General features: G+C 63.3%; 11 protein-coding genes. 6 read left to right on the top strand and 5 right to left on the bottom strand.

The features are described 5' to 3' along the window. Nucleotides 1-61: 61 nt before the first annotated feature. From MnOB_RS09615 to MnOB_RS09605, 3 genes are all read right to left on the bottom strand, one after another. Nucleotides 62-1,324 carry a HipA domain-containing protein gene (locus tag MnOB_RS09615; RefSeq protein WP_077524001.1) on the bottom strand — a complete coding sequence of 421 codons (1,263 nt, stop codon included), beginning with the start codon at nucleotides 1,322-1,324 and terminating at the stop codon, nucleotides 62-64. Continuing rightward, nucleotides 1,321-1,554, bottom strand: coding sequence for a helix-turn-helix domain-containing protein (locus MnOB_RS09610; RefSeq protein ID WP_077524000.1), 234 nt, complete (start codon nucleotides 1,552-1,554; stop codon nucleotides 1,321-1,323). The genes MnOB_RS09615 and MnOB_RS09610 overlap by 4 nt, the downstream gene beginning before the upstream one ends. Before the next feature lie 454 nt (nucleotides 1,555-2,008). Continuing rightward, nucleotides 2,009-2,449, bottom strand: a complete 441-nt coding sequence (locus tag MnOB_RS09605) for a carboxymuconolactone decarboxylase family protein (RefSeq protein ID WP_077523999.1) — start codon at nucleotides 2,447-2,449, stop codon at nucleotides 2,009-2,011. Between the two features lie 110 nt (nucleotides 2,450-2,559). Here MnOB_RS09605 and MnOB_RS09600 point away from each other — a divergent pair, with 110 nt between their 5' ends. Continuing rightward, nucleotides 2,560-3,474 (top strand): LysR family transcriptional regulator, encoded by a 915-nt coding sequence (locus MnOB_RS09600; RefSeq protein ID WP_077523998.1) that lies wholly within the window; start codon nucleotides 2,560-2,562, stop codon nucleotides 3,472-3,474. 68 nt (nucleotides 3,475-3,542) lie between these two features. Here the strand turns inward: MnOB_RS09600 and MnOB_RS09595 are convergent, their stop codons facing one another. Further along, entirely contained in the window at nucleotides 3,543-3,932 is a 390-nt protein-coding gene (locus MnOB_RS09595) for a hypothetical protein (protein ID WP_077523997.1), read from the bottom strand. A gap of 291 nt (nucleotides 3,933-4,223) precedes the next feature. Here MnOB_RS09595 and MnOB_RS09590 point away from each other — a divergent pair, with 291 nt between their 5' ends. Beyond that, nucleotides 4,224-4,466 carry a hypothetical protein gene (locus MnOB_RS09590; RefSeq protein ID WP_077523996.1) on the top strand — a complete coding sequence of 81 codons (243 nt, stop codon included), beginning with the start codon at nucleotides 4,224-4,226 and terminating at the stop codon, nucleotides 4,464-4,466. 7 nt (nucleotides 4,467-4,473) lie between these two features. Here the strand turns inward: MnOB_RS09590 and MnOB_RS09585 are convergent, their stop codons facing one another. Next, entirely contained in the window at nucleotides 4,474-5,190 is a 717-nt protein-coding gene (locus MnOB_RS09585; RefSeq protein ID WP_234358228.1) for an SOS response-associated peptidase, read from the bottom strand. A 268-nt stretch (nucleotides 5,191-5,458) separates the two neighbouring features. Between MnOB_RS09585 and MnOB_RS09580 the strand changes: the two genes are divergently transcribed. From MnOB_RS09580 to MnOB_RS09565, 4 genes are all read left to right on the top strand, one after another. After that, the gene (locus MnOB_RS09580) at nucleotides 5,459-7,072 is read left to right on the top strand and encodes a M28 family metallopeptidase (RefSeq protein WP_077524031.1); all 1,614 of its coding nucleotides are present in this window, start codon (nucleotides 5,459-5,461) and stop codon (nucleotides 7,070-7,072) included. Between the two features lie 206 nt (nucleotides 7,073-7,278). After that, nucleotides 7,279-7,893 carry a translesion DNA synthesis-associated protein ImuA gene (imuA, locus tag MnOB_RS09575; RefSeq protein WP_077523994.1) on the top strand — a complete coding sequence of 205 codons (615 nt, stop codon included), beginning with the start codon at nucleotides 7,279-7,281 and terminating at the stop codon, nucleotides 7,891-7,893. A 3-nt stretch (nucleotides 7,894-7,896) separates the two neighbouring features. After that, nucleotides 7,897-9,312: a Y-family DNA polymerase gene (locus MnOB_RS09570; protein ID WP_077523993.1), complete on the top strand. Its 1,416-nt coding sequence runs from the start codon at nucleotides 7,897-7,899 to the stop codon at nucleotides 9,310-9,312. Further along, a complete protein-coding gene (locus MnOB_RS09565; protein ID WP_077523992.1) occupies nucleotides 9,309-12,389 on the top strand; it encodes an error-prone DNA polymerase in 3,081 nt (1,026 codons plus the stop codon). The genes MnOB_RS09570 and MnOB_RS09565 overlap by 4 nt, the downstream gene beginning before the upstream one ends. Nucleotides 12,390-12,505 lie beyond the last annotated feature (116 nt).

Below are 12,505 nucleotides of genomic sequence, written 5' to 3'. Positions count from 1 at the left end.
AGGTAGGCCAGAGCCCGGGGGATAACGGGCTTGGTCTTCATGCCTTGGCGTTCCCCGTGAGTCAGGGCGTACGCAGCTTTGCAGCCATGTCTCGCATGACGCCATGCACAATTCGACGCAGCAGGTATCTCTCACCGGCAAGGAAGCGCTCTGGCAGAGCTTGCAGCAGATGATCGGCAGCCCCCAGGGTTGCCTTCACAAGCTCATCCATCAGCTTGGCGGCAATCCTGTTCGATAGTCCGAGGTAGCTGCCCATGAAGAGCACATGCTCCCTGGTCACTTCGGCGTGTGTTCGCATGCCTTCCACCTTCCATACCAGCTCAGCGTCCAGCCAGGGGGCCGATTCCTTGCTTGCGGTATATATCGCTGTGCAGAGCAGGTCGTAGTGGGGCGTAAGGTCAACGCCGTCCGATGTGACGTAAAAAGAGAGGTTCTTCAGGTGGGCGTCGTTGTTGCCGACCAGGATGTTGAAAACCAGCCAATTGAATAGTTGGATTCGTGCCTCGGCTTTCCGACGACAGAGGCTGACGATGTGCCGAAGCGTCGTCATTGAGGCCTGTTGGTATTTGAACTGGCGATCCAGTCCCAGTAACTGGCAACCGTCGAGGACATGCAGGCGTTTCAGTTGGCCATCGATTACTTGCCTGTCAAAACGCTCAATCAGATAAACCGGCTCCGGGACGCGGTGAATAGCGACGGGGGCAGCGTTTAGCCTGGCCATTTGGGCGACAGACATAACGAACCATTCATTGGCCACGCTATTGTCGTACTGATCTGTTTCAGGGTGGTTCGGCTTGAGGATGTGAGTTGAGGGTCGGCTGCCGATTGGCTCGTACAACACGCCGTCCAGGACCACGACAGGCAACTTGTGTTGGGCGCCTGCCAGCGACATTCGCTTGGGTGCTCCAGTGGTCAGCGATACCCGGGGGAGGTTCCTGATTCGCTGGCTGAGCACGTCGTCAGGGAGCGGCTGGAGTCCGCCATCGGGTATTGGTTCGAATCCTGGCAGAAGCGTGATGGCTCCCGCCGATTCAGCACCGTAGTAGCCCAGGAGTCCAAAGGCATCCGCAAACTCGATTTTCGCGTCGCTGGCCAGCAACTGACGGGCCTGCTCTTCTGGCAGCAGGTTGTCGAAGAACCACTGAACAGGGCGTTCCGTAGAGCCATCCACGACCCGCCCTGCAGAGCGGGGAAGGGTGGGTGAGAGGTCGAATGATCGGGGGTTATTCAGCCAGTCAGATGAATACTCGAGCGCCCATACACCGTTCTGGTCGATCAGGCTGCCGACATGCTCGTTGTTTATGGTGACTTCCAACTGCCTCATGGCTTCGGCACGTCCAGATAGACCCGAATGCCCAACTCATCGAGCAGTTGCAGAACGCTCCCCAGGGAGACTGTTGGCTTGCCCTTTTCGATATCACGCAAATGCACGTGGCTTTTACCAAGCAGCATTGCCATGTCCTCCTGGCGAATGTGCTGCTTTTTCCGTGCCTCGCGAACGACCTTTCCGAGATCTTCCGGTGTGCGAACGGGGACGTACGAGTGCTGGTCCATTTGGGATATCCATTTCGAAGCTATGGTTTCGATTGTAGGAGGGGGTAAGGCGCAGTCAAGCCAAATCGAAACTATGGCTTCAGTTTTAGGGGATAGGACCGCTCTTTTTGTGAAAACGAAACTGTGATTTCTATTTTTGTGTTTAGCGGGGCGCTCCAGGCGGGTATCGAAGCTTTGGTTTCGATTGTTGGCCAGCCCTATGAGAGCGACAAGAGTGTCGAAGAACTGTCGAAATCACAGGCACGAACTGTCGAAAATCGACACGGGGAGTCGCTGGAAACCCTGAACTGAGGTTTGCGACGTACTGAGCCAGCCCTCGGGATGATTCAAATTCCTATCTTCCTGCCATATCCAGAAAAGCCCCGCAGTCGAGAGCCTGCGGGGCTTTTCTTTTCTGCCTGTCTCGAACGCTTGCGGCTGTTGATTGGGGGCTAGTTCAGCCAACCAAAGCCGTTTACTCCGGCTGCATGCCGAAACCCACACCAAAGCGATTCCAGGCATTGATTGCGGCAATGACGAAAGTCAGTTCCGCCAACTCCTGTTCACTGAACACGGCGGCCACTTCTTCGTAGATCTCGTCCGGTGCATGGGCGGTTGCAACCAGGGTCAGTGTCTCGGTCCACAGCAGGGCGGCACGCTCGCGCTCGTCGAAGAACGGCGTTTCCTTCCAGGTGCTCACTGCCATCAGGCGCCGAAGGGTTTCTCCCTCTTTGCTTGCGTCAGTGGTGTGCATGTCGACGCAGTAGGCGCAGCCGTTGATTTGCGAGGCCCGGATACGCACAAGCTCGCGCAGGGAGCGCGGGAGGATGGATTCGGAAGCGGCTTTCTCCAGGCCCATCATGGCTTTCATGGCTTGAGGAGCGGCTTGGTAATAGTTGAGGCGTTTCGAGCTCATTTTCATCTCCAGGTGACCGAAGGACTTCGGGGTTGGAGTGACTTTATTAGGGGATAAGGTCTGGATAAACTGGGTCAGATCGTTTTCATTGTGCGGAAAGTCGGACAGTCATGGCGTTTGATCGATTGGAGGCGATGCGCGCGTTCTGCCGCATCGTCGAAGTGGGAAGCTTCACGGGCGCAGCGGAGTCGCTGAGCGTGGCGAAGACGACGATTTCCGGGCAGATCCAGGGGCTCGAATCGCTTCTGGGCGTGAAACTCTTGCACAGGACCACCAGAAGGGTGACGCCGACCACCGATGGCGCCGCCTACTATGAGCGCGCGCGTGTGGTTCTGGATGACCTCGACGACCTGGAAGCCTCGGTTGCGCAAAGCCGGAGTGTGGCGCGGGGGAGGGTGAGGGTGGAGATGCCTTCCCCGGTCGGTACGTGTCTCATCATCCCGTCGCTGCCGGACTTCGCCACGCTGCATCCACAGATCCAGCTGGACATCGGTTGCAGCGAGCGCGTGATCGACCTCGTGCAGGAAGGCATCGACTGCGCGTTCCGGGGCGGGCCAGTCACCGATCAGGGGCTGGTGTGCCGCCCCGTAGGGCAGATGCGCTTCTGCCTTTGTGCGTCACCGGATTACTTGAGCGACTCGGCGCCGATACTCGACCCGGTCGATTTGCTGCAGCACCGGTATCTCGGTTTCACCTTCCCAGGCTCGGGCAAGCAAATGACCCCTGTCCTCCGGCGGGGCGACGAAAGCTTCACGGTCGAGCAGTTGCCGGCGATGCGTTTCAACCATGGCGGTGCGTACCGGGCGGCGGGATTGGCAGGGCTTGGCATCGTTTCAGTGCCGCTTGCGGAAGCCAGTGCGCACCTTCAGGCAGGAAGGTTGGTCGAGGTGCTGCCTGGCTGGGCACTGGGCAGCATGCCGATCAGTCTCGTGTATCCCTATTCACGGCATCTGTCGGCCCGGGTGCGGGCATTCGCCGACTGGGCGGCGGCATTGATGGCGAACGACCCGCTCTGGCAGTTGTAGCCCCATAAATGAAAACCCCGCAGACCTCTGGCCTGCGGGGTTTCTGCTTTTGCTCTTGAAAAACACCGTCACGCGCTGGAGCACATGCGCGCGGCGTTGATCAGCCGGCCTTTGTCCTGCCAGGCATTGCGCTGGAAGACGGAGTACTGGTTCTGGCCCTGGCCACTGGAGAGTTCGACCAGGCCGGAGGCTTTGGCGGGGTCGGTGTTGCCTACGAACAGCAGCGTCTTGCCGTTTTCTTCCGACGTGAAGGTCTGGGCGTCCGGGCGGATTTCGCCTTTTACGCAGTTCAGGTAGTCGGGGCTCGCCTTGCTGGTGACGCCGGAGGTTCCGTCTCGGCTGGATCTGATATCGGGGTTGTGAGTGCTACAGCCTGTTGCAATCAGCAGGGTGGAAAGTATCAGGATGCTGCCGCTACGAATGGATGCTGAACAGAGACCAGGGGATGTGTGGTTCATGGCTGTTGCTCCAGGCTGGTGCAATTGGCCAGTCGGCGCGTTGCTGGCTGGCCGTTGAGGCAGGGCGCCTGGAGCGGAGGCCACGACAGGAGAGGGCATCCTTCGCCCAGGTGGCCACTGCCTGTCCCGGATAAGTGTATTCCCGTTTTTCCTTGGGTGACGGGGGGAAAACGTGTGATTTCGAGGGAAGTGTCTCTCCGTCAGAATTTCGCCGGCTTCCTGGCGCATCGGTGCCAGCTGCGCTATTGCTAATCAAGTGCATCTGGTTATGTGATGCACCAGGAGCGATTCGTGATCGAACCGGTTTACTGGGCGGAGCTGCGTCAGCTCTCGCTCAACGTATCTGCCGCGCACATCGCCATGGTGGCCTTCCTGGAAGAAGCAGTAGTCCCTTGGTCGGATGACCAGATGGTGGAATTCAAGCGGCTCATTCTGTGCGAGCGCATTGCGATCAGCGCATACGCGACGCTCTATTCATACATCGACAGCCGAACAGCGGAGCCCGCGCGATTGCGACTGGTGGTTGGCGAGTAACTCCCCCTCATGACTCCGGCTCGGTAATCGCCTCGATCAATCCCTCATCATCGTTCTGGGCACTGTTCACGCGTGTGGAAACCGCGTGCCCGGTGAAGTCTCCCCGCGCCTGGCCGATGGCGTGCTGCACCTGTTCTTCCGCCGTGCCGGGCGCGAGCCACGACCTGAACTGTTCCGGGGGGAGTATCACGGGCATGCGGTGGTGGATGGCGCTGATGGAGGGCGCGGCGTCTCGGGTGAGGAGGGCGCAGGAGGTGACTTCCTGACCATCCGGCCCTGCCCAGGAGGCCCAGATGGCGGCAATCGCCAGCACCGGGTCATTCGGGCTGTAGACGTAGTAGGGCTGATGGACCAGGCGACCGCTGGCATTGCGCACCTGTTCCTGGGGATTCCATTCATACCAGCCCTGGGCGGGCATCAGGCAGCGCTGGCTGCGCAGGCTTTGGCGCCACAGTGGCTTGCCGGCGGCTTCTTCACTGCGGGCGAAGAAGGCATGAAACGGTGGCTTTTCCTCTTTCCACCAGGACGGTATCAGCCCCCAGCGGGCATCTATCAGCTCCAGCTCGCTCTGCCTGTCGAGCCGCAGTACCGGTACGCGAGTGGTAGGGGCCACGTTGAAACTCTGGATCCAGCGCCCTGAGTCCCGCGCGCCGATGTGCCAATAGTCTTCGATGGCGCGCTCGGAGGGGCTGACGTAGCGGCCGCACATGACTGATTCCTGCATTGGGGGATGCCTTCAGCATAGAACCCGCACACCTGCCATACGCGCTGGTGATATGAGGTGGCCATCTATTTGATGGCTATTCAATGGCTTATCTCCGGCAATCTGCTGCGAAAAAGGCGACAAAGTGCACGTTTTTTACACGTGCCAGGAAGAACCGAATGACCTTGCGCCAGTCTGTTCTCTCAGGCCTGCTCCCGAGGATGCCGTACAGGACAGTGGCGCAATGCCACGGCAGGCCGCCTACAACCACTTCAAAAGGATTGAAGTCATGACTCACAAGAACAACGTCAGACGTGTTGTTGGTTCCCTGATTCTCGCCGCTTCCACTTCCACCCTTGCCGCCCCGGCGCCTGAAGGCGATGCCTTCGGCGATTACTGGAGTCCTGGTAAACCCAACCCCGCTCTCTGCAAATCACCGGTGCTGGTCGGCACGCCCGTGGGCTTGCCGCGATGTCTGCAGGCGAGCAACGTGATGCAGCGCCTGCAGGAGTTGCAGGACATCGCCACGCTCAACGATGGCAATCGCGCCGCCGGCCTGCCGGGCTACCAGGCCTCGATCGACTACGTGAAGCAGACCCTGGAGCGCGCCGGCTACCAGGTGCGGGTACAGCCGTTCCCCTTCACCGCCTACTTTCCCAAGGGGCCGGGCACCCTGCAGGCATTGACGCCGCAGCCGGCGGAATACGTCTGGGAGGAGGACTTCAACTACCTGTCGCAGACCGATGCTGGTGACGTCAGCGCCCAGGTGGTGCCGGTTGACCTGTCCCTTGGCGCCGGCAACACCTCCACCAGCGGCTGCGAGGTGGAAGATTTCGCCGGCTTCCCCAGTGGCGCCATCGCCCTGGTGCAGCGTGGCAGCTGCAGCTTCGAGGTGAAGGCGGAGAACGCCGCTGCCGCGGGTGCAGCGGGCGTGATCATCTTCAACCAGGGCAACACCGAGGACCGCAAGGGCCTGGAGAACGTCACCCTGGGCGACACCTACGAGGGTGGCATTCCGGTGCTGTTCGCCACCTATGACAACGGCGTGGCCTGGTCCCAGACCCCTGGTCTGCAGTTGCACATGGTGGCGGATGTGATTCGCGAGAAGACGCAGACCTTCAACCTCGTGGCGGAGACCCGGCGTGGCGATCCGAAGAACGTAGTGATGGCCGGCGCTCACCTGGACTCGGTGTTCGAGGGCCCCGGCATCAACGACAACGGCTCGGGCAGCGCGGCCTTGCTGGAAATGGCCGTACTGCTGCGCAAGGCGCACCCGCAGAACAAGGTGCGTTTCGCCTGGTGGGGTGCGGAGGAGTCCGGTTTGGTGGGGTCGACCTTCTACGTCAACAGCCTGAGCGATGAGGAACGGAAGAAGATCAAGGCGTACCTGAACTTCGACATGATCGGTTCGCCGAACTTCGGCAACTTCATCTATGACGGCGACGGCTCTTCTTTTGGCCTGCAGGGCCCGGCCGGTTCGGCTGCCATCGAGCGCCTGTTCGAAGCCTACTTCACGCTTCGCAGCGAGCCGTTCGAAGGTACCCAGATCGACTTCCGCTCCGACTATGCGCAGTTCTTCGAGGTGGGCATTCCCTTCGGTGGCCTGTTCACGGGCGCCGAAGACATCAAGAGCGAGGAGCAGGCACAAAGGTACGGCGGCGCTGCCGGTCAACCCTTCGACCCGTGCTACCACCAGGGCTGCGACACCACCGCCAACATCGACCTGAACGCCCTGGAGATCAACGGCGACGCTATGGCGTTTGCCACCAGCTGGCTGTCGCTGTCGACGAAGATTATCGACGACGAGATCGCTGCGGCCGCGGAACAGGCGAAAGGCGCTACCACCCTGCGTCAGCAGTCGGTGCGCCAGGCCGAGCGCTGGGGTAATCACTACGTGAAATGACGGAGAGGCGTCTGGCCTGCGGGGCATTCGTGCTTTCGCAGGCCTTCTGTCTTATCTGAATTGACCGTGGGAAATCTCTGCGATTTACTGTATATAAATACAGTATTCGTAGGATTTCCCCCAATGGCCTTGATGATTGTTCCTGGCCCTTTCGGCAGCCCCGCCCCGGGGCTGCCGTTTTTCTCTTCTGGCAGTGAGCGGGACTGATGGGCGCTGTCGTTGCCCTCGATGCCCTGCTCAATGAGCGGCGGGTCTGGAAAGGCCAGCCCGGCGCATTGCCGTCCAGCAGCGAGCAACCCACTGGCCTGGCCGCCCTGGATCGGGTCTTGCCCGGCGGTGGCTGGCCCGCAGCCGCACTCAGCGAAATCCTCACCCCAGCCACGGGCCTGGGTGAACTGCGCCTGCTCTGGCCCACCTTGGCGCGGCTGACTGCCAGTGCTGAGCGCGTGGTGCTGGTGGCGCCCCCGCATATCCCTTATCCACAGGCCTGGCAGGCGGCTGGTGTGGACCTGCGCTGGCTGGCGCTGGTGGAGGCGAGCGGTCGCGATGCCCTCTGGGCGGCCGAGCAATGCCTGCGTTCCGGCAGCTGCGGCGCGGTGCTCTGCTGGCCGCAGCAGGTTGACGATCGCGCCCTGCGCCGTTTGCAGGTCGCCGCGGAAACCGGGCAGACACTGGCCTTCGCCTATCGCCCCCTGGAGGCCGCCCTCAACCCGTCACCGGCGGCCGTGCGCATCGCCGTCGATGGGTGGCCGGCGCAATTGCGGGTGCTCAAGTGCCGGGGCGGCCTGCCACCCGCGGCCCCCATCGCCCTGGCCCGATGACGCATGCGCTGGGCTTGCATATTGCTGCCGCAGTTGGCGCTGGATGGCGTACTGCGCGGCCACCCCGACCCCGAAGCGCCCCTGGTGCTGGTGACCGGCACGCCGCAGCGTCGCGTGCTGCGCGCCCTCAATCCCAAGGCCAGGGCATTGGGTTTGCGCCCTGGCCAGTCACTCACCGCCGCCCATGCCCTGACCCGTGATTTCGCCCTGGTCGAGTACGACCCGGCGGAGGTCGAGCGTTGGCAACAGTTGCTCGCCGCCTGGGCCTATCGCTTCAGTTCCCAGGTCAGCCTGCGCTACCCGCGCTGCCTGCTGCTGGAGGTGGAATCCAGTTTCGCCCTGTTCGGTCCCTGGCCACGTTTCGAGGCACGGCTCCGACGGGAGCTGGCGGCGCTTGGTTTTCGCCATCGCATCGTCGCTGCGCCCAATCCGGCGGCGGCGCGGATGCTTGCCAATGCCTACGATGGCCTGGCGGTGACGAGTCAGGATGATCTGCGCGAGGCGCTTGGGCGCATGCCGGTGGATCGCGCCGGGCTGTCGCGGGAGACCGCCACCGCCTTTGCCCGCATGGGGCTGCGCAACCTGGAACAGGTGCTGGCGCTGCCACGGGATACGGTGGCCCGACGCTTCCCGGGAGACGTGTTACAGCACCTCGATACCCTGCTCGGCGAGCGTCCGCTGGCGCTGGAGTACTACCGGCCGCCGGATGAGTTCGACCTGCGCATCGAGCTGAACTTCGAAGTGGAATCCCATCAGGCGCTGCTCTTCCCCCTGCGCCGCCTCACCGCTGACCTGGCCGCCTTCCTCGCTGGGCGCGACAGCGGTGTGCAGCGTTTCACGCTCTCTCTGGAGCACCGTGATCTCGCCGATACCCTGGTACCGGTGGGGTTGCTCAGTGCCGAGCGTGAGGCGGCCATGCTCTTCGAGCTGGCACGTGGACGCCTGGAGCAATTGCAGGTGCCGGCCCCGGTGCGCGCCTTCCGCCTGCAGGCGCGGGACTTGCCGGCTTTCGTGCCGGAACGGCGCGAGCTGTTCGACGAGCGCCCGCAGCAATCCCTGCCCTGGGAACAACTGCGTGAACGCCTGCGGGCACGTCTGGGGGACGATGCGGTGCATAGCCTGGCGGCCCGTGCCGATCACCGTCCCGAATGCGCCTGGCAACTGGATGCCGAAGCGCCGTCGGCACCGTTCCCGCCCGGTCCGCCCCGTCCCGGCTGGCTGCTGCGCGAACCCGTGGTCCTGCGGGAGTCGTCCGTGCGCATTCTCGCCGGCCCCGAGCGGATCGAATCCGGCTGGTGGGATGGTGGCGATGTGCGCCGCGACTACTACCTGGTGGAAACCCGCAATGGCCAGCGTGGCTGGGCCTTCCGCAGGGTGAACGGGGAGGGGCCGCTGTCGTTGCAGGGCTGGTTCGCATGAGCGCCTACGCCGAGCTGCATTGCCTGTCCAACTTCAGCTTCCAGCGCGGGGCTTCAAGTGCCGGGGAGCTGTTCCAACGCGCCAAGGACCATGGCTACGAGGCATTGGCGATCACCGACGAATGCACCCTGGCCGGCATCGTCCGGGCCTGGCAGGCCTCGAAGGAAACCGAAGTGCCCCTGGTGATCGGCAGCGAAATGCGCGTCGACGGCGGCCCCAGGCTGGTACTGCTGGTGGAGGACCTGACGGGCTACCAGCACCTCTGCCGTCTCATCACTCAGGCCCGACGGCGGGCGAAGAAGGGGGAGTACCGCCTGCTGCGTGATGACCTGGCCGAACCCATGGACGGTCTGCTGGCCCTCTGGATACCCGAACGTGAAAACGACGATCGCGATGGCCTCTGGTTGCACCAGTGCTTCCCCGACCGCCTGTGGCTGGCGGTGGAGCTGCATCAAGGTGCGGACGACGCCAACCGCCTGACTAACCTGCTGGCCCTGGCCGAGCGTCTCGGTATTCCGCCCGTGGCGACGGGCGATGTGCACATGCATGCCCGTGGCCGCCGGGCGCTGCAGGATTGCATGACCGCCGTGCGCCACCACTGCACGGTGGCGGAGGCCGGGTACCGGTTGTTCCCCAATGGCGAGCGGCACCTGCGCCCTCGCGACGTGCTGGCCGGCCTCTACCCGGCCCACCTGCTGGCCGAGTCGATACGCATCGCCCGTCGCTGCGTTTTCAACCTCGGACAACTGAATTACCAGTACCCCCGCGAGCTGGTGCCGGAAGGCCACAGCCCAGGCAGCTGGCTGCGCGCGGAAACGGAGAAGGGCATGCTCAGGCGCTGGCCGGACGGTGTCCCACAGAAGGCGCGAGCGCTGGTGGAGAAGGAGCTCGAACTGATCGTCGAGCTGGGTTACGAGAGCTACTTCCTCACGGTGTACGACATCGTCGAGTTCGCCCGCAGCCGGCACATCCTCTGCCAGGGGCGGGGCTCGGCGGCCAACTCGGTGGTGTGCTTCGCCCTGGGGATAACCGAACTGGACCCCTGCGTCTTCACCGAACTCCTGTTCGAGCGCTTCATGTCACGGGAGCGCAACGAGCCGCCGGATATCGACGTCGACTTCGAACACGAGCGCCGCGAAGAAGTCATCCAGTACCTGTTCAATCGCTATGGCCGGGGCAGGGCTGCGCTCACCGCCGTGGTCAACACCTACCACGGCGCGGGTGCCGTGCGTGATGTGGCCAAGGCCCTCGGCCTGCCACCGGACCAGGTCAACGCGCTGGCTGACTGTTGTGGCGGCTGGAGCGACAAGCCCCCGTCGGCGGAGCGCCTGCGTGAGGTCGGCTTCGATCCGGAGAGTCCGGTGCTGCGCCGCGTGGTGGCCCTGACCAACGAGCTGATCGGCTTTCCCCGTCATCTGTCGCAGCACCCCGGCGGCTTCGTGATTTCCGAAGCACCGCTGGCCAGCCTGGTGCCCGTGGAGAACGCCACCATGGCCGAGCGCACCGTCATCCAGTGGGACAAGGATGACCTCGACCTGGTGGGCCTGCTCAAGGTGGATGTGCTGGCGCTTGGCATGCTCAGTGCGCTGCGCCGTTGCTTCGGCCTGATCGAGCACTACCGCGGCACCCGCTGGACCCTGGCCACCTTGCCCAAGGAAGACCCGGCCACCTACGAGATGATCGGTCGTGCCGACACCATCGGCGTCTTCCAGATCGAGTCACGGGCACAGATGTCCATGCTGCCGCGCCTGAAACCCGAGACGTTCTATGACCTGGTGATCCAGGTCGCCATCGTCCGGCCGGGGCCCATCCAGGGCAACATGGTCCATCCCTACCTGCGCAGGCGGAAGGGTGAGGAAGAGGTGACCTACCCCAAGGACGAGCTCATCCCCGTTTTCAAGCGCACCCTGGGCGTGCCGCTGTTCCAGGAGCAGGTGATGCAACTGGCCATGGTCGCTGCCGACTACAGCCCTGGCGAGGCGGATGAGCTGCGCCGCAACATGGCGGCCTGGAAGCGTCACGGCGGCCTGGAGCACCACCGCCAGCGTCTGACGTCGCGGATGCGCGCCAAGGGCTATGAACAGGCGTTCATCGATCAGATCTTCGAGCAGATCAAGGGCTTCGGCAGCTATGGCTTCCCCGAGTCCCATGCCGCCAGCTTCGCTCTGCTCACCTACGCCAGTTGCTGGTTGAAATGCCATGAACCGGCCGCCTACGCCTGTGCCCTGATCAACAGCTGGCCCATGGGTTTCTACAGCCCGGACCAGGTGCTGCAGGACGCCCGCCGCCATGGCCTCGAAGTGCGCCCGGTGGATGTGCGGCATTCCGATTGGGATTGTTCCCTGGAGCCCACGGGGCAGGGGGGCGAACTGGCCATTCGCCTCGGTCTGCGGATGGTGCGTGGTTTTCGTGAAGACGATGCGCGGCGTATCGAAGAGGTGCGGCAGACGAGGGCGTTCAGCAGCGTGGGCGACCTCATCCAGCGCGCCCGTCTGGATGCCCGTGCCCGCGAACTGCTGGCCGACTCCGGTGCCCTGCGTGGCCTGGCCGGACACCGCCATCGGGCGCGCTGGGCAGTAGCCGGGGTGGAGATGCAGGCGCCGCTCTTCGCCGATCTGCCGGAGCAGGAGGAAACCCAGGTGCCCTTGCCGCTGCCCAGCGTGGGTGAAGACATGCTGACCGACTACGCCACGCTGGGCACCACCCTCGGACCGCACCCCATGGCCCTGCTACGTGGCGAACTGCGCAAGCGACGTTGCCGCAGCTCGCGGGAGTTGCTGGCACTGGAGCACGGGCAGCAAACCCGTGTTGCCGGCCTGGCAGTCGGACGCCAGCGCCCGCAGACGGCCAGCGGGGTGATCTTCGTGACCCTGGAAGACGAGTTCGGCATGGTCAATGTGGTGGTCTGGCACGACCTCGCCGAGCGCCAGCGCCGGGTGCTGCTGAGCTCGCAACTCCTGCAGGTGGAAGGCCGGCTGGAATCGGTGGACGGCGTTCGCCACCTCATCGCCCGTCGCCTGAGCGACCTGACCCCCTTGCTCAGCGGTCTCGATATCAGGAGTCGGGATTTCCACTAGATCGATGCAGATCGCTGCCGTATTCCAGAATTTTCTGTGGGAGCGATTTGCCTATGAGCTGACCATCGAGGTCGCCGCTTTTCTGTAGGGGCGAATTCATTCGCCAACCGGGCCGC

It is taken from the genome of Metapseudomonas resinovorans (assembly GCF_002003485.1).
Classification (GTDB): Bacteria; Pseudomonadota; Gammaproteobacteria; order Pseudomonadales; family Pseudomonadaceae; genus Metapseudomonas; species Metapseudomonas resinovorans_D.
This window is presented reverse-complemented; position numbering and strand designations above follow the sequence as displayed.

What these genes read in the sequence shown, in the direction of transcription:
- MnOB_RS09615 (WP_077524001.1), bottom strand. Translation starts at nt 1,324, where the DNA reads ATGAGGCAGTTGGAAGTCACCATAAACAACGAGCATGTCGGCAGCCTG.
- MnOB_RS09610 (WP_077524000.1), bottom strand. Translation starts at nt 1,554, where the DNA reads ATGGACCAGCACTCGTACGTCCCCGTTCGCACACCGGAAGATCTCGGA.
- MnOB_RS09605 (WP_077523999.1), bottom strand. Translation starts at nt 2,449, where the DNA reads ATGAGCTCGAAACGCCTCAACTATTACCAAGCCGCTCCTCAAGCCATG.
- MnOB_RS09600 (WP_077523998.1), top strand. Translation starts at nt 2,560, where the DNA reads ATGGCGTTTGATCGATTGGAGGCGATGCGCGCGTTCTGCCGCATCGTC.
- MnOB_RS09595 (WP_077523997.1), bottom strand. Translation starts at nt 3,932, where the DNA reads ATGAACCACACATCCCCTGGTCTCTGTTCAGCATCCATTCGTAGCGGC.
- MnOB_RS09585 (WP_234358228.1), bottom strand. Translation starts at nt 5,190, where the DNA reads ATGCAGGAATCAGTCATGTGCGGCCGCTACGTCAGCCCCTCCGAGCGC.
- MnOB_RS09580 (WP_077524031.1), top strand. Translation starts at nt 5,459, where the DNA reads ATGACTCACAAGAACAACGTCAGACGTGTTGTTGGTTCCCTGATTCTC.
- imuA (WP_077523994.1), top strand. Translation starts at nt 7,279, where the DNA reads ATGGGCGCTGTCGTTGCCCTCGATGCCCTGCTCAATGAGCGGCGGGTC.
- MnOB_RS09570 (WP_077523993.1), top strand. Translation starts at nt 7,897, where the DNA reads ATGCGCTGGGCTTGCATATTGCTGCCGCAGTTGGCGCTGGATGGCGTA.
- MnOB_RS09565 (WP_077523992.1), top strand. Translation starts at nt 9,309, where the DNA reads ATGAGCGCCTACGCCGAGCTGCATTGCCTGTCCAACTTCAGCTTCCAG.